Raw genomic sequence first — 24486 nt, forward strand, 5'->3', positions numbered from 1 at the left:
TCTCCGGAGGACGCATTGAGACCCCACATATCCAGCCGACCTAGACGCACGCTGGTGCTGGCGGCCACGCTCGGCGCCGCCCTCGCGTTCGGCGCCCCCGGCGCCCTCGCGGGCACGCTCCCCATCGGCCCCTCCACCGCGTCGGCCGCCAAGCCCCACGCTCCGGCCGCCGCGCCGGCTTCCCAGAGTGCGACCTGGGTGGCCGGCACGCGTGCCTACCTCGTGATCACCGCCCCCGGTGACAACTCGGCGGTCCGCTCCGCGATCGCGGCCAACGGCGGCACCGTCTTCTCGAACTTCGACGCCATCGGCGTGATCGTCGCCCACTCGGCGTCCAGCGGATTCGCGGCCACCATGCGCGGCGTCGCCGGCGTGCAGCAGGTCGGCGCCACGCGCACCTCGGACGTCCCGGCCGACGCCTACAACCCGGCGCTGCCGGCCAATCCGTCCCAGGCCGCGACGCCGGCCGGAGAACCGGTCCGGGCCGACATGAGCCAGATCAAGGCCGACCAGGCCTGGGCCGTGAACCCGGGCTCCGCCTCCGTGACGGTCGGCATCCTGGACACCGGTGTGGACGATCAACACCAGGACCTGGCACCCAACTTCGACGCGGCCGACTCGGTCTCCTGCGCCTACGGCAAGCCCGACACCCGTGCCGGCGCCTGGCGGGACGTCGACACCCACGGCACCCACGTGGCGGGCACCATCGCCGCGGCCAAGAACGGCAAGGGCGTCGTCGGCGTGGCCCCCGGGGTGAAGATCTCCGCGGTCCGGGTCGCCGAGCCGGGCAACTCCTTCTTCTTCGCCGAGAACACCATCTGCGGCTTCGTCTGGGCCGGTGACCACGGCTTCAAGGTCACCAACAACAGCTATTACACGGACCCGTGGCAGTTCAACTGCCCGGACAACATCGACCAGGCCGCCATCATCGAGGGCGTCAAACGCGCCCAGGAGTACGCCGAGGGCAAGGGCTCCCTCCAGATAGCCGCCGCGGGCAACGAGAACTACGACCTCGCCCACAAGACGACGGACTCCGCGAGCCCGAACGACTCGACGCCGGTCACCCGCACCATCACCAACGCCTGCCTCGACATCCCGACCGAGCTGCCTGGCGTGGTCACGGTCGCGGCCAACGGCACGGGGGTCACCAAGGCCTCGTTCTCCAACTACGGGCAGGACGTCATCGACGTCGCGGCGCCGGGCAGCAACGTGTACTCCACCGTCCCCGGCGGCGGCTACGGCAGCAAGAGCGGCACCTCGATGGCGACCCCGCACGTGGTCGGCGTGGCGGCGCTCATCGCCAGCGCCAACCCCGGCATCACCCCGGCGCAGATCCGCGCCAAGCTGGCCGCCCAGGCCAACGACATCGCCTGCCCCTCGGACAGCCGCTGCACAGGCACGACGGCCGACAACTCGTTCTTCGGCGAGGGACAGGTCGACGCGCTCAAAGCCGTCGGGACCACCCCGCCGCCCGGCAAGTACTTCGAGAACCTCGCGGACTTCGCCGTCAACGACAACGCGACCGTGGAGAGCCCGATCGCCGTCACCGGCGTGACCGGCAACGCCCCGGCCACCCTCAAGGTGGGCGTGGACATCAAGCACACCTACATCGGTGACCTGAAGGTCGACCTGGTGGCGCCGGACGGCACCGTCTACACGCTGCACAACCACGCCGGCGGCAGCGCGGACAACATCGCCCAGACCTACACCGTGAACGCCTCCTCGGAGGTCGCGAACGGCACCTGGAAGCTGCGCGTCAACGACAACGCCTCCTCCGACACGGGCAAGATCGACGCCTGGAACCTGACCTTCTAGCGCAGGGCCCTGCAACGCCCGGGTACAGCACGCACTGCGCCGACGACAGCTTCCCGGCCGCCGACGAGGCAGGCTGAGGTCTGTACGGCCAAGGGTGCGAACTGCTCGGCGGCGGAGGGCATATGGGCCTGGCAGCGGTATGCGCCGCGGTCAGGCCACCATGCCGGAGGCGTCCAGGATGGCCGGGACGGCCTGGGGCCAGGGCAGCGTGGGCCGGTGTCCAGCTCGGCGTGCGTCCCTGAGGAGCTGAGTGCCGTGTCCCCGCTGCCTGTACGGGCAGCGGGGACACGGCGGCGCGCCCCGGCCCCGCGGAGTACCGGCCGACCCGAGAGGCGGTCCGTCGATCCGGCCCGGACCGCGGGGGCGGCCGCCGTCTCAGCCTCGGCCCCGGGTTGGTCATGTCGAACTGCCGCTCGCGGCCGGCGCGGCCCCGAGGTCACATCAGCTCCCAGCGTCATCTCCTGATGCGGTACGCCCCCGCAGCCCACAGCCGGCGACGGCGTCCGCGAGGGGGGCCAGGTCTCGGCGGTAGGTAGTGTGCGGAGATGACAAGAAGCGAACGGCTCGCGGAGCAGCTGGACTGGTACTGGCAGAAGAACCTGCGCCCGCGGCTGGACGGTCTTACCGATGAGGAGTACTTCTGGGAGCCGGTGCGCGACTGTTGGAACATCCGCCCACGCGGCACGTCGGCGGCACCGATGTCGGCGGGTTCGGGGGAATGGACGATGGACTTCGCGTCCCCTGACCCGGTACCGGCGCCGGTGACCACGATTGCCTGGCGGCTGGCGCACATCATCGTCTCGTGTCTGGGCTGTCGCGTCGATTGGTACTTCGGCGGTCAGGACGTCGACTACGGGAAATTCGCCTACGCGGGGACCGCTGACGAGGCACTGAAACAGCTCGATGAGATGTACGGGAGATGGAACGCGGGGGTTCGCGGGCTCTCGGACGCCGACCTGGAGAATCCGCCCACGGCGGGTCCCGAGCGGTTTCCCATGGAGAACAGGATCCTGCACGTCAACAGGGAGCTGATCCATCACGGCGCCGAGATCTCCCTGTTGCGCGACCTCTACCGCCGGCGGGACGGGACCGTACCGCGCCGAACATGACCTCCGGCAACCGGCGATCGAGCTTCGGAACCTCACCGGCCGGGCGCTTCGCCGTGGCGGCCTGGTTGCACGCCTTCGAACGTGAGCACCGCCATCCGCCGAGGCTTGGGGACGTTCTCGCGTTCGGTCAAGGACCCGGCGCACCCGTGGCGCAGCGCGGGCACGGGATCTTGGACACCCTGGTTCTCGTCTCCGCAGGCGCCCCTCGGATCACACCACCAGGAGGAACCAGTGGCATACCCGCGACCGCTCACTCCCGAGGAGAAACTCACCGACGCGAAGAAGCAGTTGAGCCTCCCGCGTATTGTCGTGATCTGCGGCTCCACCCGCTTCATGACCGAGATGACCGAGGCCGATCAGCGGGAGACCGAAGCCGGAAACATCGTCGTCAAACCGGGCTGTGACATGAAGTCGCCGCACGCCCTTCGGTCCGATCCTGCCGAGGCCGAGGCGCTCAAGGTTCGGCTCGACGAACTGCACCGAGCGAAGATCCGGCTCGCGGATGAGGTGCTCGTGGTCGGCGACTACATCGGGGACAGCACCCGAGCCGAAATCGCCTACGCCCGGTCGCTGGGCAGGCCCGTGCGGTTCACGCACCCCGAAGTCGACCCTGACGCCTGACCGCCCGCTGCCTCCACCGGGCGATCGAGGGGGTACGGCGGGAGCGGTGACGCGCCCTACGACCGGGGCGCCGCCCCCTCCGCCACCGTGCGCCAGATCTCGGCGGCCAGGTCCGGCAGGCCGGCCTCCTGCACCGTCGTGGCCAGCTTGCGCAGCCGGTCCAGGGCGCCCGGCCGGTCGGAATGGATGTCGAGCAGGCCGCGCAGGGCCTCCAGGCGGACTCGGTCACGGTAGGTGAACAGGTTGGCGCCCTCCTCGGCCCGGCCGCACAGTGTCTCGGCGGTGGCCAGGTCGCCCTGCCGGTAGTGGAGTTGGGCGTGCAGGAACTGGAACTCGTGCCGGTGCAGTGGGGAGCCGACGAGGTCCAGCGCTGGTTCGACCTCACGGAGGCGGGCGGCGGCCTCCTCCACGCGCGGCGGGACGGTCTGGAGTGCGAGTGACGCCGCCGCAAGCCGCAGGCGCATCCACAGCGTCAGGTCCTCATGGCTGTCCAGCGCGGCGAGGGCGTGCCGGAGCAGTTCGGCGGCCCGGGTGTACTGGCCCAGCCTCGTCTGCACGGTGGCGGCGACCCAGAAGGACTCCGCGGCGAGCGCCCCGTCGGTCCGGGGCAGCGTGTGGCACACCTCGCCGCTCAGCCGGGCGGCCTCGGCGAGGTTGCCCAGCTCGGCCTCGGTAGTGGCGAGGAGCAGCCGGCTGCGGGCCGTATCGGCGGCGGGCACCTGGAGGTGGTGCTGCTCACACAGGCGCAGAGCCTCCCACACGAGGTCGCGGGCCTTGGCCGCGTCGCCGAGATGGCGCAGGGAACGGGCGAGCCGGATGAGAGTGTGCACCTGGAGGGCGGGGCGGGCCAGGGCGTCGCTGAGCCGGTGCAGCTCCCCCAGGGTGTCGCGCTCCTCCGCGTAGTCGCCGAGCGCGCCGTGCAGGCGGGCCAGATGGGCCAGGGCCTGCCAGCGGGTCTGTTGGTCGGTGGTGCCGGGCTCCGCGAGGGCGCCCTGGAGCATGACGCGCAGTTCGGCGTCGCGTTCGCTCCCGGACAGCGTGTACAGGGTGGCCAGGACGTCGCCGAGATCGCTCGCCGGTGGCTGCTCGAAAGAGGCGACGGGCACTCCGAGCCGTTCGGCGAGGTAACCGACCGCGCGGGGCGTCGGCGGGCGGCCGCCGGACTCCAGTCTGGACAGATAGGTGGCCGACATTCCGGGGCCGGTGAGGTCCGCCTGCGTTTTGCCCTGTTGCAGGCGCAGTTGTCGCAGACGCCGACCGAACTCCGGTTGTTCCAGCATCCGCTGTCACCGCCCCAGTAGAAACGTTGTCGTACGGCGGTGGGCCGAAACGGGCCGACCGTCCGCCAGCCTGGCAAGGATTGCCGAAGAGTGGCAACCACTGTACAGGGTGGTGGACGGCCGGGAGGAGGCCGGTTACGGCCAGTCGATGTCGACCGTCGGCGTGGCCTGGGGCGTCACGGCCGTGACCTGCCGTCCGGTGTCCCCCGCTGTGGCCCCGGCGACCTCGGCGCCGAGCAGTGACAGAAGGACCGAGAGGCCCAGGGTCGCCGTGATGTGCAGAACGTTCTTCAAGTGGCTCGGTCTCTCTCGGGTGTCCTCGCGGCACCGCCCAGGCGACTGCCGTCGCGCCGGGCGCCCCCCTTGGGCCGGCGGATGCGAGGGAACCGTAGTCACTGGCGGCAAGGTTTGACAACACTTGACAATTTTGGAAAGTCCTTCGTAGCGTTAGGGCAACCCGCAATGGTCGGCGGTGCGCCCGCCAACGACCGCCGTAACGAAAGGGCGTCTATGACCAGCCATTTGGACCTTCCCACCGCGACCGAGGACCCTGTCCTCGCCTACCATCGCGGTGGCAAGCTCGCGGTGGTCGCCACGGCACCGCTGGCGGACGCGGCGGACCTCTCCCTGGCGTACACGCCCGGCGTGGCCCGGGTCTGCTCGGCGATCGCCGAGCAGCCGGAGCTGGCATACGACTACACCTGGAAGTCCTCCGCGGTGGCCGTCGTCAGTGACGGAACCGCCGTCCTCGGGCTCGGCGACATCGGCCCCGAGGCCTCGCTGCCGGTCATGGAGGGCAAGGCGATCCTGTTCCGGCAGCTCGCCGGGGTCAACGCGGTGCCGCTCGTGCTGGACTGCACCGACACCGACGAGATCGTCGAGACCGTGGCGCGGCTCGCCCCGGCCTTCGGCGGGATCAACCTGGAGGACATCTCCGCGCCGCGCTGCTTCGAGATCGAGCGCCGGCTCCAGGAGCGGCTGGACATCCCCGTCTTCCACGACGACCAGCACGGCACTGCGGTCGTCACGCTCGCCGCGCTGTGGAACGCGGCCCGGGTGACCGGCCGCGAGCTGCGGGAACTGCGGGCCGTGGTCGCGGGTGCCGGCGCCTCCGGGATCGCGGTCGCACGCATCCTCCTGGACGCCGGCATCGGGGACATCGTGGCCTGCGACAGCAAGGGCATCGTCCACCAGGGGCGCGACGACCTGAACCCCGCGAAACGGGCACTGGCCGAGGACAGCAACCGGCGTGGCCTGACCGGCACCACCGCGGACGCCATGCGCGGCGCCGACGTCTTCATCGGCCTGTCCGGCAGCCCTATGGCCGAAGAGCCCTTCGCCACGCTGGCACCCGGGGCGATCATCCTGGCCCTGTCCAACCCGGACCCGGAGATCCTCCCGGACCGCGCCCACCGCTACGCCGCCGTCGTCGGCACCGGACGCTCCGACTTCCCCAACCAGGTCAACAACGTCCTGGCGTTCCCCGGCATCTTCGCCGGCGCCCTGCGCGTGCGCGCTCCGCGCATCACCGAGTCCATGAAACTGGCCGCCGCCAAGGCCCTGGCCGACGTGATCGCCGGCGAGCTCACGCCCGACCGCGTCCTGCCCGACTCCTTCGACCCCCGGGTGGCTCCCGCGGTCACGGAGGCGGTGGCCGCGGCCGCCCGGGCGGAGGGGCTGGCCCGGGTCTGACGAGGGCACGACCGACCGCTCACCCGACCCGACACCGCACACGACCGACCAACCGAGGGAACGAGACACCGTCATGACGCTGCACGCCGTCGTCGGCATCAACTGGGGCGACGAGGGGAAGGGCCGGATGATCGACTATCTGGCCCGGGACGCGGACCTCGTGGTCCGCTATCAGGGCGGCAACAACGCCGGCCACACGGTCGTCAACGAGCTCGGCACCTTCAAGCTCCGACTCGTCCCCTCCGGTATCTTCCAGCCCGGCACCGTCAACGTGATCGGCCCCGGGACCGCCGTGGATCCCGAGTCGCTGGACGCGGAGCTCACCGAGCTGCGCGAGCGCGACATCGACACCTCGGGACTGCGGGTCTCCGACCGGGCCACCGTCTGCTTCCCCTTCCACCGCGACCAGGACGCCTGGGAGGAGGACCGGCTCGCCGACCGACCCTTCGGCTCCACCCGGCGCGGCATCGCCCCTGTCTACGGCGACCGCCACCTCAAGCGGGCCATCGCGATCGGCGAGCTCTTCGACGAGAACCTGCTGCGCGACCGCCTCGCCCCGGTCGTCGAGTGGAAGAACCTCGCCCATGCCGGCCTCTACCCGGACCGGCCGCCGATCAGCCTCGACGACATGGTCAAGTGGGGCCTGGAGTACGGCGAGCGGCTGCGGCCGTATGTGCGGGACGTGGTGCCCGAGCTCGCCAGCGCCGAACAGCGGGGCGCCCGCATCATGTGCGAGGCCCAGCTCGGCGCCTTGCGCGACGTCCTGTACGGCATCTACCCGTACACCACCTCCGCCAGCACGCTGGCCGGCCACGCCCCCGTCGGCTCGGGCCTGCCCGGCGCCCGGCTCGCCCACGTCACCGGTGTGATGAAGGCCTTCTCCACCTGCGTCGGCGAGGGCCCGTTCGTCACCGAGGAGCACGGCGACTGGGCGGACGCCCTGCGCCGCGCCTCCGGCGAGTACGGCGTCAACACCGGCCGCCCGCGCCGCATCGGCCCCTTCGACGCCGTCGCCTCCCGCTACGGCGTCCGCCTCCAGGGCGCCCACGAACTCGCCCTGACCAAGTTGGACAGCCTCAGCGGCGTGCCCGAGCTGCGCATCTGCACGTCGTACGAGATCGACGGCCGGCCGACCGGCGACTTCCCGATGAACCATCTGCTGGAGCGGGCCCGGCCCGTCTACGAGACCGTGCCCGGCTGGGACGAGGACCTCACCGGCATCCGCGACTTCGACCGGCTCCCGCCGACCGCCGCGGCCTACGTCCTGCGCGTCGAGGAGCTCGTCGGCGCACCCGTGCGCTACGTCTCCGTCGGCCCCGAGCGCGACCAGCTCATCGACCGCGGCCCGCGGCCCGGCCGTTGACCGGGCCGGCTCGCCGCACCCCCTCGGAGATCAACGGGCAGTCCTCTCCCCACATCGTCCCGCCCCTTCACGACGAAAGGCTCGACCCAACCACCATGTCAGTCGAACACGGGGTAGTGCGGCCGACCGGCGCAGACCACCGCTACGCGGTCGCCGGCATGGGAGCGACCGGTGTCGGCGTCTTCGTCGCCCTCGTCCGCTCCCTGGTGGCAGGCGGCCGGGCGGCCGGAGCCGAGATCCACATATTCGAGACCAAGGAGCGGCTCGGCGCCGGCGTCGCCTACAGCACGCCCCACGACTGCCACCTGCTGAACATGCGCGCCGCCACCATGAGTGTGCACGCCGACGACCCCGACCACTTCGTGCGCTGGCTGGCCGGCCGCGAGGACGCGTCGGCATCGGAGGCGGGGGAATACGTGCCGCGCCGGTTGTTCGCCGAGTACCTCCAGGAGTTCTTCGAGGAGGCGCTCGCCGAGGCGCGGCAGCGCGGCATAAAGGTCGTCACCCACAAGTCCGTGGTCAGCGACTGCCGTGAGGACGAGCGCGGAGTCCATCTCATCGCCGGACTCGACCACTTCGTCTTCGGCCGGGTCTTTCTGTGCCTGGGCGACCTGCCCTCCACGGAGTACCTGGAGTTCACCAAGCTCCCCACCTACGTCCACTCCATGTGGCAGGGCGCAGGCCTGGAAGCCATCGGCCCGGACGCCACCGTCGGCATCCTCGGCACCAGCCTCACCGCCGTCGACGCCCTGCTCCAGCTGCGCACCACAGGCCACCGCGGCGCGATCACCTGCTTCTCCCGGCGCCGTTCCCTGCCCAAGGTCCAGGGCCCGCGCGTGCGGCACACCCTGCGGCATGTCACCGAGGCCAACCTGCGGCGACTGACCGGCGACTTCACCCGGCAGCTGGAGTTCACCGAGGTCGCCGAGCTGTTCCGGCGCGAGCTCGAGGACGGTCTCGGGATCGCCATCGACTGGACGCGGGTGCTGGCCCGCCCAGAGGAAACGTTCACCCACACACTGGCCAAGGACGTCGAGCTCGCCGAGAAGGGGCAGACCCTTTGGTACTCGATCCTCGACGCCACCTCCGAAATCGTCCCGCTGGTGTGGCGCAGCATGTCACCCGAGGCCCGCGCCTCCTTCATGACCGAGCACCTGTCGATCTGGTCGATGTTCCGCCACTGCATGCCACTGGACAACGCCCGCCGACTGCTCGACATGGCCACCGACGGCGCCTTCGTCGTCGCCAGCGACCTCACCTCGGTGTCGTACGACGAGGACGCGCGGGCCTTCCGCATCGAGGCGGGCGGCGCCGCGCACCACGTCGAGTGGCTCGTCAACGCCACCGGCACCGGCTTCGCCCTCGAATGCTCCGACTCCTCACTCATCCAGAACCTGCTGATGCGCGGCGACATCACCCCGCATCCGCTCGGCGGCATCGACGTCGACTTCGACACCCTGCGCGTGGTGCGCCGCGACGGCTCGCTCTCCGCGCGCGCCCACTACATCGGTCCCCTCACCAGAGGCGTGCACTTCTACACCAACTCATTCGAGACGAACCTCGCCAACGCCCACAGCGCCGTGGCGGCGGCCCTCACCCGTCTCGACAGCCCCGCCGCGGCCTGATCCCGGCCGCCGTACCCACCGTCAGGAGATCCCTCATGCGGGTGGCGTTCCTCGTCGGCAACGACCTCACGTCCCATCTGATCGTCGGGCAGGTGCTCGACGACGTCCTGCAAGCCGGCCACACCCCGTACGTCTGCTACACCCACCAGCGGCCCAACCCCAAGGCCGAGCCCGAGCTGCGCGAACTGTTCACCTACGAGCGCACCCTGCTCAACAGTTGTGTCCACCCGTACCTGGACAGCCTCCCGGCCCCTTTGCACGGCGCCCTGCTGCCCCCGGCCGGCATCGCCAAGCTGTACCGCGAGCGGGCGGTCGTCCGGGTCGTCGAGGACGTCAACTCACCCGCGTTCATCTCCTACCTGGCCGCCGAGAACGTGAGCGCCGCGTTCTCCGTGCGCTGCTACCAGAAGTTCCGCGCGCCGCTGATCGACCACTTTCGGCCCGAGCCCGGCGCTCCCGCGCTCTTCGCCAACCTGCACCCCGGCATCCTGCCTCGCTACCGCGGTGTGCTGACCTTCGCCCGGTCCATGCTGCACGGCGAGCGGGAGGCCGGATTCACCCTGCACCGGGTGAACGAGGAGTGGGACGCGGGCGGCGTCATAGCTGTGTCCAGCGCGCCGCTCGACTACGGAATCTCGGTGCTGGAGAACATGACCGCCCAGCGCGGACAGGCCGCCGCGCTGTTGCTCGACGCGATCGCCTCGGCCGCCGCTGACGGCAACTGGACCGACCGGCCGCAGGACCCCGACGAGGTCGGCTACTACTCGCACCTGTCCCGGGCCGACCTCGACGAACTGCACCGCAAGGGCATCGAGCTCTTCCGGCCGCGCGCCGTCATCGACCTGCTCACCAGCGCCTACACCCCGCCCGGCTCCCCGCAGCGCCTGGAACTCGGCGGCATTCTCGCCGGGATCACCAGCCGCCGCCCGGAGTTGGCCGGCGTGCCCGCCTGAACCCCGACCCCGCCCAACCCCTCACCCACTGCTACGAAGGGACGCCCCATGGCGCTGGACCGCGAAGAGATCATGCAGATCGTCAGCGAGATCTGGGAGGACCTCCTCGACACCGACGTCGAAGAGGACGACGACTTCTTCGACCTCGGCGGCTACTCGCTGCTGATCGTCAACGTCGTCACCGAGGCCCGCAAGCGCGGCCTGGAGATGTCGGCCAACGACATCTACACGCACAAGACCCCGGCCGCCCTCGCCGACGCCCTGAGCGCACCGGCCGCGGGCGCCCCGGCGGACGGCCCCGCCGACCCCGACTTCAGCACCGTCTGGGAGACCGGCCTGAGCCCGCTGCGTACCGAGCCGTCGCCGACGCTCGTGCCACTGGTCGCCGAGGGCACCGGCACGCCCGTCTTCTGCTTCCACTGGGGCACCGGCAACGTGCGCTTCCTGGCGGACCTGGTCGACTCCTTCCGCGGTGAACGGCCCGCGTACGGCCTGGAGATGGTCGGCATGTGGAGCCGGGAGCGGCCCGCGCTGTCCCTGGTGGAGATGGCCTCGCGCTACCTGCGGGACATCCGCGCGGTCCAGCCCGAGGGCCCGTACCTGTTCGTCGGACCGTGCGCCGGCGGCCGCATCGCCTACGAGATCGCCCGGCAGCTGGAGGAGAGCGGCGAGCAGGTCGCCGTACTCGCCGTCGTCAACACCATGCCGCCCGGCAGCACCGAACTCGACGCCGCCTGGGGCCTTCGCGAGCTGTACGACTTCCGCCTCGCCTCGCTGCGCGAGCGCTTCGAGGTGCCCGACCTGCTCACCGACCAGGAGCGGCTGATGCGCGGCATGGTCGACATCGCCTGGCTGGACGAGAACGTCGACCCGGCCGACCTGCACTGGCGGCAGGCGGTGTGGGCGGCCGGCATCTTCGCCCAGGAGCACTACGAGCCCCGTCCCTACGGCGGTGAGGTCACCGTCTTCCAGCTGGCCGAGCACGCCGACCGCCCCGAGGCCGACTGGGGTCGGGTGGCCGCCACCACCGAGACCCACACCTTCGAGTCGGCGGGCACGCTGCCGCTGCTGCGCGACGCCGGCTTCGCCCAGGTCCTCGCCAAGAAGCTCGCGTCGTACGCGGGCTGAGACCGCTCTCGTACGCCCAACTCCCGTATCCCGAGGTGAATTGACAGTGGCAGGCAACAGGGCCGCCACGGTGGTCCGCAGCTGGGCCGCCGACATGGTGCCGGCGCCCGGACCGGCCCGTGGGCTTGCGGTGCTGACCGTGGTGCAGTCGGTCGGCTTCGGCCTCTTCCTCAGCTCCAGCGCCATCTTCTTCCGTACGTCCGTCGGCCTGACCGCCGGGCAGGTGGGGCTCGGGCTCTCCATCGCGGGTCTGGCCGGACTGCTGTTCACGGTTCCGATCGGCAAGCTCGCCGACCGGCTCGGCGCGCGGCGTCCGCTGCTCGCCGTCTACGCGGCGCTGGCCGCGCTGTTCACCGCGTACAGCGCGGTCGGCGGCTTCGCCGGGTTCGTCACGCTGGCCTGCGCGATCTCGGTGTGCGAGACCGCCTCCCATCCGCTGCGCATGACCCTCACCCATGAGGTGTTCGAAACCGACGCCCGGGTGAAGGTCAGCGCCCAGATGCGGTCGCTGTTCAACCTCGGCTTTCTGCTGGGCGCGGCGGTTGCGGGCGGCGCGCTCTCGGTCGGCGGGCGGTCCGCGTTCCTCGCGGTGATCCTGCTGACGGCGGCCGCCCACGCGTGCTGCGCCGTGCTGACGGCGAGACTGCCGGGGCGGGACGGTGCGGCCGCCGCGAAGGAAGCCGCGGATTCCGAAGGGGAGACCGCCGGAGACGAGACCGCTGAGGACGAGGACGCCGTCAAGGCACTCGACGGGTCCAAGCGGCCGCGGTCCGGGCTGCGGGACGTCCGATTCGTGGCCTTGTCGCTGCTGTGCGGCGTACTGGAGCTGTACCAGCCGATCCTCACGGTGGCGCTGCCGCTGTGGATCATCGGCCGTACGCATGCCCCGGGAGCGGTCAACTCCGTGCTGCTGATGGTGGACACGGTCCTGGTCATCGCGTTCCAGGTCGCCGCGAGCCGCGGGGCGGAGACCGCTCCCGGAGCCGCCCGGCTGCTGCGCCGCTCCGGAGTCCTGCTCGCCGTCTGCTGCCTGCTCTTCGCGCTGACGCAGGACGCCGACGCGTGGGTCGCCGTACCGCTGCTGCTGATCGGCACCGCGGTGCTGGTCCTGGGTGAACTCGGCCAGGCGGCCGGCTCCTGGGGACTCTCCCTGCACCTGCCGCCACCGGGCCGACAGGGCGAGTACCAGGGCGTGTTCGCCCTGGGCCGCGGCTTCCAGCAGACGGTGGGCCCGTACCTGGTCACGGCCCTGGCCGTACACCAGGGCCGCCTTGGCTGGGTCGTCCTGGCCGCGCTCCTGCTGGTGGCGGGCCTGGCCTGCCCGCCGCTGACCCGGGCGGCGGAGAAGACCCGCGAGCCCGCCAAGGACCACGACCCCGAGCCGGCGCCGAGCCACTGACCCTCAGCCCCACCCGGCCGCCCCAACCCCCAAGTGTGAGGACGTATGCAACCCGACCCGCGCTGGAACCGCACCGCCCGCCCCTATCCGCGGGGCGAGTCCGTGCACGGCATCACGTCCGCGATCGCGGCCGCCACCCCCGACGCGGTGTGTCTCGTCGAGGGCGAGCGGAGCATCACCTACGGCCTTCTGGACCGTGCCTCCGCGGCGTACGCGGTCCGGCTCGCGGCCCTCGGGGTACGCCACGGCGACCTCGTGCCGGTACGGCTGCCGCGCGGCGCGGAGCTGGTCGCCACCGTGCTCGCCGTGCTCAAGCTCGGCGCCGCCTATGCCCTGGTCGACGGCGCCTGGCCGGCCTCCCGCGTCCAGGACGTGCTCGAACAGACCGACGCGCGGGTGCTGGTGGACGCGGTGGACGGGGGCGCCGTGCCGGGCGAGGGGGTCATGCGCTGGACGCCTCCGGCGGGTGGGCTCACCGCTGTCGACGGAGAGGCTGCCGGGTTCCGGGCCGTCGCCGTCACCGGCGACGATCCCTGCTGCGTGTTCTTCACCTCCGGTACCACCGGCCGGCCCAAGGGCGTCCTCACCCCGCACCGGGCGACCGTACGGCTGTTCCGCCCCGACGGCTTCGCCCGGTTCACCGCGGACACCGCGGTGCCGCAGGCCGCTCCCGTGCCGTGGGACGGCTACTCGCTGGAGCTGTGGTCGGTGCTCCTCAACGGCGGCACCTCCGTCGTCGTACCGGAGCCCTACCTCTCGCCCGGCGCCCTGCGCGCGGGCGTGGCGCGGCACGGCGTCGACACGGTCTGGCTGACCGCGAGCCTCTTCAACATGATGGTCGACGAGGACCCGGACGCGTTCACGGGGGTACGCCAGGTCATGACCGGCGGCGAGCGCCTCTCCGTACCGCACGTTCGCCGCTTCCTCGACCGTCACCCCGGCATCGCCCTGATCAACGGCTACGGCCCGGTGGAGAGCACCGTCTTCGCGACCACGCACCGGATCCGGCCCGAGGACTGCGGGCGGCCGGGCGGCATCCCGATCGGCCGGCCCGTTCCCGACACCCAGGTGCACGTCCTCGACGGCGACCGCGTCTGCGCCGTCGGCGAGATCGGTGAACTGTGCATCGCCGGTCACGGACTCGCGCTGCGCTACCTCGGCCGCCCCGAGCTGACCGCCGAGAAGTTCACCGAGGTCACCATCGAGGGCGCCCCCGTGCGCGTCTACCGCACCGGCGACCTCGCCGCCTGGGACGAGGACGGTCTGCTGCGTTACCTCGGCCGTGCCGACCGGCAGGTCAAGATCCGCGGGCACCGGGTCGAACCGGCCGAGGTGGAGCGGCAGATCGAGGCCCTGCTGCCCGCCGTGCGCCGCGCCACCGTGCTCGCCCTGCGCGACGAGGCGGGCGCCTGCCGCGGCCTGGCCGCCTTCTGCCTCCCGGCGCGGCCCGGTGACCCGCTCGACGGGGCGCTGGAGACCGTACGCGCGGCCCTGGTCTCCTATCACCGCCCCGACCACCTGCTGAGCGTCGACGACCTACCGCTGACCGCCAACGCCAAACTCGACGAACGCGCCCTGCTGGACCTGCTGCCGGGCGAGGAGACCCCGACCGCATCCGCCGTCACCGCATCCGCTCCGGCGGTCGAACCGTCGTCCCCACCGACGAGCGGCGACCCGCACCTCGACCTCGTCACCGCCGTCTTCGCCGACGTCCTCGGCCGGACCTCCGTGCCCGTCGACGCCGAGTTCACCGCGCTCGGCGGCACCTCGCTGGGCGCCGGACGGGTGTGCGCCCGGCTGAGCGCGCGGCTCGGCCGCCCCGTACCGCTGGCCGCGCTCTTCGAATACCCCACGGCCGCCGCCCTCGGCGCCCGGCTGGCAGAACTGACCGGGGAGGAAGACGCGCCGACCGCCGACCGGGCACCGGACGAGGTGCCGCTCACGTCCGTGCAGTCGGGGTTCCTGATCCGCCACCTGCTGGAGCCGGACGATCGCTCCGGCCACTGCCTAGCGGCCTGGACGATCGAAGGCGACCTGGACCGTACGGCGCTCACCGCCGCCCTGGCCGACGTGCACGCCCGGCACCACGCGCTGCGCTCCGCGTACCGCACCCACAAGGCCCGCGCCTTCGCCGTCCCCGCGGACCAACCGCCGCCGCGGCCCGCCGAGCTGCCGCTCGCGGCCTCGGCCGAGGCCGCCCTCACCGCCGTACGGGAAGCACTCGCGGCCCCCCTCGACCCGGCGGAGTCCGTCGTGTGGCGGGCGGTGCTCGCACCGGTCGCCAGCACCCGGACCACCGTCCTCGGTTACGCCGTGCACCACATCGCCTTCGACGGCTGGTCCGAGTCCGTGCTCGCCGCCGACCTGGCCACCGCGTACAACGCCCGCCTGGACCGGTCCGTCCCCGCCTGGACGCCGGCCCCGACGGCCGCGCAGGTGTGGGCGGTGCGCACCCGCCATGAGCGGGCCGCCGACGCGGCCGCGCAGCGGGAGCGGCTGACGGCCGCGCTCACCGGCGTCCCGGAACTGCGGCTGCCCGTGCCCCGGGCCCCCGCCGGACCCGAAGTCCTGCGTACTGAGGTCGCGTTGACGGCCACCGAGGCCGCCGGTGTCGACAGGTTGGCGTCGGACGCCGGGCTCACCCGGTTCGCGGTGCTGCTCTCGCTGTACGGTCGGGCGCTCGCCGATCTGACCGGGCAGGACGACTTCGGCGTCGGCGTGCCTGTCGCACAGCGTGTGGACCCGCTGCTGGAGAGCGCCGTCGGCTGCCACATCGGCATGGTGTGCGTACGGCTGCGGGGCGCGGCCCTCGGCGACGGCGGTGGCGCGGCGCGTGCCGCCGCGGCCGGGCGGCTGGTGCGGGAGGCCTTCGCCTGCCAGGACATCGGCTTCACCGAGGCCGTCCGTCTGGTCAACCCGCCCCGCAGTAACCGCAGTCCGCTCTTCCAGACGGTGTTCGCGCTCCAGGACAACAGCACCGCCGAACTACCCCTGACGGGCCTCACCACCGCCTTCCACCGGCTGCCCTACCTGGGCATCCCCGCCGAGATCCAGACCGAGGTCTGGCCCCGGGCCGACGGCGGACTACGCCTGGTCGTCAACTCCCGTGCCGACGCGCTGGATCCGACCGCGGCGAACGCCCTGGTGAAGACCTTCGCGGACCTCGTCCGCACCACCGCCTGATCCCTGCCCGACGGGCTCGCAGCAGTCCGCATGATTCCGGCATTTCGACGTTCCGACCCGAAGGGAACGACACCCCACATGACCACGACCCCTGCCATGGCCCGGCTCGACGCCGTGCGCTCGCTGCCCGGCCTCTTCCGGCTGGTGGCCGCCGAACAGCCCGACACGACCGCGGTGATCGACGACGGCCGCACCCTCACCTACGCCGAACTCGACCGCGCCTCCGACCGGCTCGCCGCCCGCCTCGCCCACGCCGGCGTCCGCCCCGGCGACCTGGTCGGCCTGCTCCTGGAGCGCTCGGCCGACATCCCCGTGGGCATCCTCGGCGTCATGAAGGCGGGTGCCGCCTACGTGCCGCTGGACCCGTCCTACCCGGGCGAACGGCTTCGGTACATGATCGCCGACGCCGGGGTCACCACCGTCGTGGGCGACCGCGAGCAGGCGGTCGAGCGCGGCCTCGACACGGTCGCCGTCCTGTCGCCGCACAGCGACGGGGAAGCCGAACTCCCCATACCCGCACCCGAGTCGACCGGCGATGAGCCCGCCTACGTCATCTACACATCCGGCTCCACCGGCAACCCGAAGGGCTGCGTCGTCGGCCACCGCCAGGTCCTCGCCCTGCTGCGGGCCGCGCTGCCGCTGTTCGACGTGACCGCGGACGACCGGTGGGCGCTGTTCCACTCGTTCAGCTTCGACGTCTCCGTCTGGGAGTTCTGGGCCTCCATGGCCACCGGCGCCACCGCCGTGACCGTCCCCCTGCGCATCGCCCAGTCCCCGGCCGACTTCCTCGCGCTGCTCGGTGCCGAACGGGTCAGCGTCCTCGGCCAGGTGCCGTCCGTCTTCCGTTCCCTCGCCCTGGCGTACGAGGAGGCCGGCCGCCCCGAACTCGCCTTGCGCTACCTGGTGTTCGCAGGCGAGGCCATCGACCTCGACGTGGTCGCCGCCTTCCTGAAGGCCTACCCGAGCAGCGCGCCCACGGCCGTCAACATGTACGGCCCCACCGAGACCACCGTCTACGCCACCCACCGCGCCCTGTCCGACGCCGACTTCGACGGTCCGGTGCGCTCGCCGATCGGCGCCGGACTGCCGCATCTGCGCCTGGAGATCCGCGACGCCGACCTTCGGCCCCTGCCCGACGGTGAGAGCGGCGAACTGCTCATCGCCGGCCCGGGCGTCGCCGACGGCTACCTCGGCCGCCCCGAACTCACCGCCGAGCGCTTCGTCACCCTCGACGGCCCAGACGGCCCCGACCGCTACTACCGCACCGGCGACCTCGCCCGCCGCCTGCCCGACGGCTCATTCGAGTACCTCGGCCGCAACGACCAGCAGATCAAACTGCGCGGCTACCGCATCGAACTCGGCGAGGTGGAGGCGGCGCTGCGCGGCCACGACCAGGTCAAGGACGCCGCCGTCACGGTGATCACCACCGCGGCCGGGGCCACCTTCTTCGTCGCCTGCGTCGTCGTCGCCGAGAACGCGCCCGCCAAGCCCGCCGCCGAACTGCGCCGGCACGCCCAGACCGTCCTGCCGCGCTACATGGTCCCCGACCGCTACCAGGTCGTGGACGCCCTGCCGCTCACAGGCTCGGGCAAGCTCGACCGCAAGGCGCTCACCGAACTGGCCGCCACCCGCCCGGCCCGCACCCCGAAGGCGGCCCGATGAGCACCGCCCCGCAGCATGCAGCCGCGCCCGGGCGGACCGCCTGAAGGCGCTCCGGGCCGCCCGCCCGGATCCGGTGGGGGACTGTCAGGCCATCGGCGGCACCGCCCGCCTCGTGCGCCCTCACCCTGCTGGGCGAGACCGAGGAGTACGACGCATGCTGCGGCGACTGCCCGACCGACCTCGAGGAACTCCTCGAGCGACCGGCCGCGGGGTCGGGCCTCCGGGGTCGCGTCTGGCCACCGGCGGTCATGGCCCCCACCTGCCACCGACACGTCATGACACCGAACCTTCGCAGCCTTCAGGATCTGTGCAGGCACTCGACGCCATCCGAGCACCACGGAAGAGAGGACCCGGACCGTGCTGTCCATCACCAAGGAGTTCCACTTCTCCGCGAGCCACCAACTGTCCGGCCTTCCACCGGATCACCAGTGCGGCCGACTGCACGGCCACAACTACGTCTTGATGCTCGAACTGAGCGGGCACCCCGACCTGATGGCCGAAGTCGGCTTCGTGCGCGACTACGGCGAACTGGGCGTTGTCAAGAAGTGGCTCGACGACACCGTCGATCACCGGCATCTCAACGACCTGCTGCCCGAGGTGAATCCGACGGCCGAGCACCTTGCCATGTGGATCTACCGGACGTGGTCTGCGGACTTCCCGGAGCTGACCGCCGTGCGGGTCTCCGAAACGCCCAAGACCTGGGCGACGTACCGGCCCGCCGGTCCCACCGACTGACCGCGTACCCGACCGGATCACCGGACGAGTTCCCGCACGACTACCCGGACGCCGTTCCGGATCGACGAGCCCGCTCGGGCTCAAGGGGGTGGTGAAGATGGCGGTTCCGAAGCTCGTGGTGAACGAGATGTTCGGACCTACCTAGCGCCGTACAGGGCGAGGGGCCTTCCACCGGAAGGTCGTGTGCGTTCCTCCGCCTCGGCGGTTGCAATCTGACCTGCCGCTGGTGCGACACACCGTACACGTGGGACTGGAAGGGCGAGTCGGACACCGGCATCGCCTACCGTGCGGCGGACGAGCTGCACGCGCTGACCGTCACCGAGGTCACCGAGCGGCTGCTCGGCTTCGGTGTCGACCTGATCGTCGTCTCGGGGGGTGAACCGCTCAGCCAGCAGGACCGGGTACTGCCCGTGATCCGGGCCCTCCGGGAACGCCGGGTGGCGGTCGAGTTCGAGACCAACGGCACCGTGGTGCCGTGCGACGCGCTGGTGGCGGCCGGGGCCCGGTTCAACGTGTCTCCGAAGCTCGCGCACTCGGGGGTCGCCGAGGAGCGGCGCATCGTTCCGCAGGCTCTGCGGCGGTTCACCCAACTGCCCGGGGTCTCCTTCAAGTTCGTGTGCGGCGACACCGCCGATCTGGCGGAGGTCGATGAACTGGTGCGCCGGTTCGATCTCAAGAACGTGTGGGTCATGCCCAGGGGGCAGTCCCCCGAGGAGATCGACGCGGGAATGCGCACGCTCGCCGGTGAAGTGACGGCACGTAAGTGGAATCTGTCCGGACGACTACATGTCAACGTGTGGGGAAGCAAGCGGGGTGTCTGAGTGAGCAGCAGCATCGAAGTGTTGACCGAGGATCTGGCGCTGTTGGAAGGGGAGGCCAAGGACCCGTTGGAGTCGATCGCCCGCCAACTGCTGGTGGCGATCGGCGACGATCCCGACCGTGAGGGGCTTCGGGAGACGCCGGCCCGCTACGCACGCTGGTGGCGCGAGTTCACCGGGTACGACCCGGGAACCGTGGACACCCTCTTCGAGACCACGGCGAGCGGCAGCCTGGTCGCCGTCTCCGGCATCAGCGTGTGGTCGCTGTGCGAGCACCACCTGCTGCCGTTCTCCTGCCGGATCACCATCGGCTATCTGCCGCGGCAGAAGATGCTGGGCCTCAGCAAGTTCGCCCGGATCGCGCACCAGCACGCCCACAAGCTGCAGTCGCAGGAACAGTTGTCGCAGCAGATCGCCGACGACGTCGAGCGGCTCACCGGCTCCCCCGACGTGGCGGTCATCGGACGCGGCGAGCACCTGTGCATGGCGATGCGCGGCATCCGTACGCCCGCCACCATGACCACCGCCGTGTGGCGGGGCGCGCTCAAGGACGCGGCGCTGCGGAGCGAGCTCATCGCGCTCACCAACGACCGCACCTGCTGAGGAGAGGACACGGCATGCGGATCTCCGAACCCAGCCGGACCGGACTGAGCTTCGACGACGTCCTGTTCGTGCCCCGGCGCACCTCGCTGACCAGCAGGCGGCAGGCCGACACCAGCAGCGAGCTGCTGCCCGGGCTGACCCTGAGGGTGCCGGTCGTCTCGGCCAACACCCAGTGGTGCACCGGCGACCGGATGGCGGCGGCGATGGCACGGCGGGGTGGCCTCGGCATCCTGCACCGGATGCAGACCGTCGAGCAGCAGGTCGCCCAGCTGGACGCGGTCAAGGCCGTACAGGTCGACGGCGAGCAGGGCGAGAGTCCCACACTCGACGCGGCGGGGCGGCTGCTGGCCGGTGCGGCCGTCGGCGTCACCGGCGACTGGCGCGAGCGCGCGGCCCAACTGGTCGCGCACGGCGTGGACGTCCTGCTGGTGGATGTCGCGCACGGGCACAGCGACCAAGTCCTCGACACCGTCAAGGAACTGCGCTCCACGTACCCCGGCACCCCGCTCATCGCGGGCAACGTGGCCACGGCGGAGGGCATACGGGACCTGGCGGCGGCCGGCGCCCAGTCGGTGAAGGTGGGGATCGGGCCGGGCGGTGTGTGCACCACGCGGCTGGTCGCAGGCACCGGCGTGCCGCAGCTCACCGCCGTCATGGACTGTGCCGACGCGGCCGCGGAGGCCGGCGTGACGATCATCGCCGACGGCGGTATCAGGCAGGCCGGTGACATCGCCAAGGCCCTCGCGGCCGGGGCACACGCGGTGATGCTGGGCTCGGCGCTCGCGGGCGCCGACGAGAGCGAGGCCTCCCCGGTGGAGCGGGACGGCCGCCAGTACAGGGTCAGCAACGGCTTCGTCTCGCTCGGCATGGAGCTCACCCTGCGCAGGGCGGCCGGTGGCACGGTCACCCAAGAGGAGCTGGACGACTACGTCCCGGAGGGTGTCGAGGCGACCTTCCCCGCCTCCGGGCCGCTGTCGCGGACGCTGCGCCAGCTGGTCGGCGGCGTGCAGTCCGCGATGAGCTACTCGGGCGCCCGCGACCTGGACGCCTTCCGCGCGCGGGCCGAGTTCATCCGGGTGACCGCCGCGGGCCGCGCGGAGAACGTTCCGCACGCCCGTGAGCGGTCGGTGCAGATCGACACCGACCACGCCGCGAAGGCGGTGGCGGGATGAGCGGGACGCAGGCCACCGCTCGGGACGCCGTGGCGGGCGAGCAGCCCGGCATGTGGACCCGGCAGGGTCCCTACCTCCTCGACATGGCGACCTTCGGGCAACTGCTGGAGGACATCGCCGAAGAGGTGCGGGCCGCGGGCTTCGTGCCGGACGCCGTGCTCGCCGTGGCCCGCGGCGGGCTGGCGGCGGGTGGATATCTGACCTGCGCGCTGGACGTGCCGGTGATGCACACCCTGCGGGTGCGCCGCACGACCGACGACAGCCGGTACGCCGCCAAGCAGCGCCCGGTCGTCGACGGCTCGGTACCCGCCGGACTGGGCGCCGGCGACAAAGTGCTGGTCGTCGACGACATCGTGGGCACGGGCGCGACCGCCGACACGGTCCTGGAGTTCCTGGCCTCCGCAGGGATCGCACGCGAGGACGTGCGGTTCGCAGCCGTCGTACGCAATCACCGCAGCGGTTACGTCCCCGACCACTGTCCGGCCGTCCTCGACGACTGGATCGTCTTCCCCTGGGAGACGGCCCGGGAGACCACGGACGACTGCCGTCCGTTCCCGGCCGCGGCACGGGTGCGCCGGTGAGCCGCCGCGGACCGGGCGCCGGCTTCCCGGGCAGCGGGCTGGCCCCGGCCGCTGACGCCGCCACGCTCGGGCTGCCCGGCTGCTACGACGCCGTCGACCTGTACACCTACGACCGGCGGATCAGCAGCCGGGTCGAGGTGGCGCAGACGCTCGCTGGGATCGAGAAGGAGCACGGGGCCCGGCCTACGGTGGTGTTCACGGACATCGCCGAGCGGCCGGGCACCCGGGTGCTGTGCCACCCGTATCCGAGGGAGGTGCTCCTGGCCGCGTTGGACACGACGGAGGACAAACACCTTCCGGAGATGTCCCGGCGGCTCGCCGGGCCCGTCCCGTCACCCGGTGCCGCCGAGCGGCCTGCCGTGACGCGGCGGGAGCTTCCCGGGCTGCTGGACGATCTGCCGATCCTCCAGCACCGGCCCGCCGACGCGGGGCCGTACATCACGGCCGGGGTCGGCGTGACCACGCGGCCCGACGGCAGCGGCGTCAACCTGGGGTTCTACCGCACCCAGGTGGTCGGTCCCGACGAGGCACGGATCTTCCTGGACCCGCGCACCGACGGGCACCGCAATCTGCTCGCCTGGCTGGAGACCGGCCGCCCCATGCCGATCTCGCTGTTCCTCGGCGCCGACCCGGCGCTGACCGTGGTGGCCGCCTCGCGGCTGCCGGCCGAGGGCGACGACTACGAGATCGCGGCGCGGCTCCTCGGCCGCTCGCTGGGCGTCGGCGGTTTTCCGCCGGTGCCGGACGACGCCACCCATGTCGTCACCGGGTTCGTCGAGGAGCGGGACGAGGTCGAGGGGCCGTTCGGCGAGTTCAAGGGCTACTACGCCGAGGCGCGGCGCAGCAATGTCCTCACCGTCACCGGGGTGTCCGCCACGCCGGGCGCGCCGTGGCCGACGATCGTCGCGGGGGCCCGGTCGGGGCTGACCCTGATGAGTTTCCAGAACGAGTACCTGATGTACGCCCATCTGCAAGGCCTCGGGTACCCGATCAGGTCCGTGCATTATTCGATCAGGGCGCGGGGCGAGTTCGTGGCGTACATCGAAACGGACGCGCCGAGCCAGGAACTGGTGCGCGAGGCGATGACCTTCGACGTACGCTCCAAGGTGGTCATCTGCGGTCCCGACCTCACCAACCCGGGGCAGGCACTGGCCACTTACGGCTTCACCACCCGAACCGAGCCCTACTACCGCAAGGGCCGGGTGGAGGGGGAACGGATCGGACTGGCCCTGGTGATCCCGCCAGACGGCTGGCCGACCGAGTACTGAACGACGCACCGACACCGCACCGAGCGAGGACCGCACGACGATGGACCGATTCGCACGAGCGCTGCCCGCGGCCCTGATGGTGATCCCCGGGCCGGACGGCACCGTGACCTTCATCCGCCAGCTCAAGGGGCCGTACGCCAACAACTGGCTGCTGCCCGGGGGCGGTATCGAGCCGGGCGAGCCGGCCGAGGCGGCGGCGCTACGAGAGGCGCGCGAGGAGACTGGCATCGCCGTCCGGTCCTGTTCGCTGTTCGCCGTCTACGAGTTCACCGGCACTTGGGAGCAGGGTGGCTACCACCTGTTGATGTTCGCCTTCCTGGCCGACGGCGCCTACGCGCTGCGGCCCGGATTCGCCGGGGACAACGTCGGCGCGATCCGGCAGGCCCGGATCGGTGAGATCGACATGCACTCCACGGATCTGCAGATCCTCACCGACGCCGGGCTGGCCTCCTACGACGAGGAGACCATCGCCCGGGCGCTGGCCGCGGACGGCATCACGATGCACGCGCACCGGGTGGCGTCCACCGCCCGGTGCGGTGCGCCGTGAGCGCCGGGTCCGCAGCCAGGGTCCGGCAGGTGCTCTGCCGGCAGCCGATCGTGTGCCGCGCCGCACGCAGTCCCAGGGCCAATGCCGCCCCGGGGCTCGCGCCCCGTACGAGGTGGACGACGAACGCGGACGCCAGGGCGTCGCCGGCCCCGGTGTCGTCGGCGCAGAGCCCGGCCTCGGCGGGCAGGGTCAGCGGCACGGGCTGCTCGGTGGAGGCGACGGTGGCGCCGGCCGCGCCCGCGGTCACCACGACCACGCGGGGGCCGAGCCCGAGCAACCGCAGCGCCTGCTCGGCCGGGGTGGCCCGCCGTCCGGTGAGCGCCTCGGCCTCACGGACGTTGAGCAGCAGCACGTCGTACAGCGGCAGCAGATGGGCGCGCGGGCCGAAGTCCCGTTGCCGCGTGGGCAGACAGCACATCGGTGTGCCGTTCCTCCTGGCCTCCCGCGACGCCCAGGTGAGCAGGTCCTCGTCGAGACCGCCCTCGGCGACCACGGCCTTGGCCGCCGCGACGGTCCGGGCGAGGGCGGGTCCGGCGAGGGACTTGGCGGCGGCCGGGTCGGGCAGCGTTATCCGGGAGGTGATCTGCCGTCCCTCCGCGTCGAGCAGGACGTCCCAGCGGCCCGTCCCGTCGGCGGTGCGCAACACGTGGAGCCCTACGCCGAGGCCGGTGAGCTCCGCTTCGATGTCCGCGGCGTCCTGCCCGAACCCGGACAGGCCGGCGAAGACCGCGCGGGCGCCGAGCCGGGCCGCGTTGACCCCGATGTTGCGGCCGACGCCGCCGTAGTGCCGCTGCACGCCCCAGAGTTCGACCCCGCCCAGGGTGCCGGCGGCGAAGTACTTGCGGTCCACCACGAGCGAGCCCAGCACGAGCACGTCGCACCCCACAGAATGACCTCCGGAGATCGAAGAGAGAGGAAAGGGATTGATGGCA

20 protein-coding genes and 1 pseudogene are annotated in these 24486 nt (G+C 71.9%); 18 read left to right on the forward strand and 3 right to left on the reverse strand.

The features are described 5' to 3' along the window. Positions 1 to 54: 54 nt before the first annotated feature. The 3 genes from OHS82_RS03225 (at position 55) to OHS82_RS03235 (ending at position 3545) form a co-directional block, all read left to right on the forward strand. Positions 55 to 1815, forward strand: a complete 1761-nt coding sequence (locus OHS82_RS03225; RefSeq protein WP_057574916.1) for a S8 family peptidase — start codon at positions 55 to 57, stop codon at positions 1813 to 1815. Between the two features lie 545 nt (positions 1816 to 2360). Next, on the forward strand, positions 2361 to 2924 hold the full coding sequence (locus OHS82_RS03230) for a DinB family protein (RefSeq protein ID WP_057574915.1): 564 nt from the start codon (positions 2361 to 2363) through the stop codon (positions 2922 to 2924). Positions 2925 to 3155: 231 nt separating this feature from the next. Next, positions 3156 to 3545 carry a hypothetical protein gene (locus tag OHS82_RS03235; protein ID WP_328433216.1) on the forward strand — a complete coding sequence of 130 codons (390 nt, stop codon included), beginning with the start codon at positions 3156 to 3158 and terminating at the stop codon, positions 3543 to 3545. 56 nt (positions 3546 to 3601) lie between these two features. On the opposite strand, the gene OHS82_RS03240 is transcribed toward OHS82_RS03235, so the two are convergent. Both OHS82_RS03240 and OHS82_RS03245 read right to left on the reverse strand, forming a co-directional pair. After that, complete coding sequence (locus OHS82_RS03240; protein WP_328433217.1) at positions 3602 to 4825, reverse strand: helix-turn-helix transcriptional regulator; 1224 nt, start codon at positions 4823 to 4825, stop codon at positions 3602 to 3604. Between the two features lie 135 nt (positions 4826 to 4960). After that, positions 4961 to 5119: a hypothetical protein gene (locus OHS82_RS03245; RefSeq protein ID WP_157876259.1), complete on the reverse strand. Its 159-nt coding sequence runs from the start codon at positions 5117 to 5119 to the stop codon at positions 4961 to 4963. 216 nt (positions 5120 to 5335) lie between these two features. Between OHS82_RS03245 and OHS82_RS03250 the strand changes: the two genes are divergently transcribed. The 15 genes and pseudogenes from OHS82_RS03250 (at position 5336) to OHS82_RS03320 (ending at position 23554) form a co-directional block, all read left to right on the forward strand. After that, positions 5336 to 6517: an NAD(P)-dependent malic enzyme gene (locus OHS82_RS03250; RefSeq protein WP_328433218.1), complete on the forward strand. Its 1182-nt coding sequence runs from the start codon at positions 5336 to 5338 to the stop codon at positions 6515 to 6517. A 73-nt stretch (positions 6518 to 6590) separates the two neighbouring features. Continuing rightward, the gene (locus tag OHS82_RS03255; protein ID WP_328433219.1) at positions 6591 to 7880 is read left to right on the forward strand and encodes an adenylosuccinate synthase; all 1290 of its coding nucleotides are present in this window, start codon (positions 6591 to 6593) and stop codon (positions 7878 to 7880) included. 95 nt (positions 7881 to 7975) lie between these two features. Then, a complete protein-coding gene (locus OHS82_RS03260) occupies positions 7976 to 9505 on the forward strand; it encodes an FAD/NAD(P)-binding protein (protein WP_079040944.1) in 1530 nt (509 codons plus the stop codon). Between the two features lie 35 nt (positions 9506 to 9540). Further along, positions 9541 to 10458, forward strand: coding sequence for a formyltransferase family protein (locus OHS82_RS03265; RefSeq protein WP_057574909.1), 918 nt, complete (start codon positions 9541 to 9543; stop codon positions 10456 to 10458). Positions 10459 to 10506: 48 nt separating this feature from the next. Further along, positions 10507 to 11586: a thioesterase domain-containing protein gene (locus OHS82_RS03270; RefSeq protein WP_057574908.1), complete on the forward strand. Its 1080-nt coding sequence runs from the start codon at positions 10507 to 10509 to the stop codon at positions 11584 to 11586. A 46-nt stretch (positions 11587 to 11632) separates the two neighbouring features. After that, a complete protein-coding gene (locus OHS82_RS03275) occupies positions 11633 to 12985 on the forward strand; it encodes an MFS transporter (RefSeq protein ID WP_057574907.1) in 1353 nt (450 codons plus the stop codon). A 45-nt stretch (positions 12986 to 13030) separates the two neighbouring features. Continuing rightward, complete coding sequence (locus OHS82_RS03280) at positions 13031 to 16168, forward strand: amino acid adenylation domain-containing protein (RefSeq protein ID WP_328433220.1); 3138 nt, start codon at positions 13031 to 13033, stop codon at positions 16166 to 16168. A 78-nt stretch (positions 16169 to 16246) separates the two neighbouring features. After that, positions 16247 to 17830 (forward strand): amino acid adenylation domain-containing protein, encoded by a 1584-nt coding sequence (locus tag OHS82_RS03285; RefSeq protein ID WP_328433221.1) that lies wholly within the window; start codon positions 16247 to 16249, stop codon positions 17828 to 17830. A 357-nt stretch (positions 17831 to 18187) separates the two neighbouring features. After that, on the forward strand, positions 18188 to 18565 hold the full coding sequence (locus tag OHS82_RS03290) for a 6-pyruvoyl trahydropterin synthase family protein (protein ID WP_057574905.1): 378 nt from the start codon (positions 18188 to 18190) through the stop codon (positions 18563 to 18565). Positions 18566 to 18774: 209 nt separating this feature from the next. Next, a pseudogene (locus OHS82_RS03295) lies at positions 18775 to 19386 on the forward strand (radical SAM protein); the annotation flags it as partial. Further along, positions 19387 to 19986: a GTP cyclohydrolase I gene (gene folE, locus OHS82_RS03300; RefSeq protein WP_057574904.1), complete on the forward strand. Its 600-nt coding sequence runs from the start codon at positions 19387 to 19389 to the stop codon at positions 19984 to 19986. It begins immediately after the preceding pseudogene. A gap of 14 nt (positions 19987 to 20000) precedes the next feature. After that, entirely contained in the window at positions 20001 to 21158 is a 1158-nt protein-coding gene (locus OHS82_RS03305; RefSeq protein WP_063894193.1) for an IMP dehydrogenase, read from the forward strand. Beyond that, entirely contained in the window at positions 21155 to 21739 is a 585-nt protein-coding gene (locus OHS82_RS03310) for a phosphoribosyltransferase (RefSeq protein WP_057574903.1), read from the forward strand. The genes OHS82_RS03305 and OHS82_RS03310 overlap by 4 nt, the downstream gene beginning before the upstream one ends. Further along, positions 21736 to 23007 (forward strand): UbiD family decarboxylase, encoded by a 1272-nt coding sequence (locus OHS82_RS03315; RefSeq protein WP_057574902.1) that lies wholly within the window; start codon positions 21736 to 21738, stop codon positions 23005 to 23007. Before OHS82_RS03310 ends, OHS82_RS03315 begins: the two co-directional genes overlap by 4 nt. 40 nt (positions 23008 to 23047) lie before the next feature. Beyond that, positions 23048 to 23554, forward strand: a complete 507-nt coding sequence (locus tag OHS82_RS03320) for an NUDIX domain-containing protein (protein ID WP_057574901.1) — start codon at positions 23048 to 23050, stop codon at positions 23552 to 23554. On the opposite strand, the gene OHS82_RS03325 is transcribed toward OHS82_RS03320, so the two are convergent. Next, the gene (locus OHS82_RS03325; protein WP_328433222.1) at positions 23502 to 24440 is read right to left on the reverse strand and encodes a carbohydrate kinase family protein; all 939 of its coding nucleotides are present in this window, start codon (positions 24438 to 24440) and stop codon (positions 23502 to 23504) included. The genes OHS82_RS03320 and OHS82_RS03325 overlap by 53 nt on opposite strands. Between the last annotated feature and the right edge of the window lie 46 nt (positions 24441 to 24486).

Origin of the sequence: Streptomyces sp. NBC_00425 (assembly GCF_036030735.1) — a bacterium.
Lineage (GTDB): Bacteria > Actinomycetota > Actinomycetes > Streptomycetales > Streptomycetaceae > Streptomyces.

What these genes read in the sequence shown, in the direction of transcription:
- OHS82_RS03230 (WP_057574915.1), top strand. Translation starts at nt 2,361, where the DNA reads ATGACAAGAAGCGAACGGCTCGCGGAGCAGCTGGACTGGTACTGGCAG.
- OHS82_RS03240 (WP_328433217.1), bottom strand. Translation starts at nt 4,825, where the DNA reads ATGCTGGAACAACCGGAGTTCGGTCGGCGTCTGCGACAACTGCGCCTG.
- OHS82_RS03250 (WP_328433218.1), top strand. Translation starts at nt 5,336, where the DNA reads ATGACCAGCCATTTGGACCTTCCCACCGCGACCGAGGACCCTGTCCTC.
- OHS82_RS03255 (WP_328433219.1), top strand. Translation starts at nt 6,591, where the DNA reads ATGACGCTGCACGCCGTCGTCGGCATCAACTGGGGCGACGAGGGGAAG.
- OHS82_RS03260 (WP_079040944.1), top strand. Translation starts at nt 7,976, where the DNA reads ATGTCAGTCGAACACGGGGTAGTGCGGCCGACCGGCGCAGACCACCGC.
- OHS82_RS03265 (WP_057574909.1), top strand. Translation starts at nt 9,541, where the DNA reads ATGCGGGTGGCGTTCCTCGTCGGCAACGACCTCACGTCCCATCTGATC.
- OHS82_RS03270 (WP_057574908.1), top strand. Translation starts at nt 10,507, where the DNA reads ATGGCGCTGGACCGCGAAGAGATCATGCAGATCGTCAGCGAGATCTGG.
- OHS82_RS03280 (WP_328433220.1), top strand. Translation starts at nt 13,031, where the DNA reads ATGCAACCCGACCCGCGCTGGAACCGCACCGCCCGCCCCTATCCGCGG.
- OHS82_RS03285 (WP_328433221.1), top strand. Translation starts at nt 16,247, where the DNA reads ATGACCACGACCCCTGCCATGGCCCGGCTCGACGCCGTGCGCTCGCTG.
- OHS82_RS03305 (WP_063894193.1), top strand. Translation starts at nt 20,001, where the DNA reads ATGCGGATCTCCGAACCCAGCCGGACCGGACTGAGCTTCGACGACGTC.
- OHS82_RS03310 (WP_057574903.1), top strand. Translation starts at nt 21,155, where the DNA reads ATGAGCGGGACGCAGGCCACCGCTCGGGACGCCGTGGCGGGCGAGCAG.
- OHS82_RS03320 (WP_057574901.1), top strand. Translation starts at nt 23,048, where the DNA reads ATGGACCGATTCGCACGAGCGCTGCCCGCGGCCCTGATGGTGATCCCC.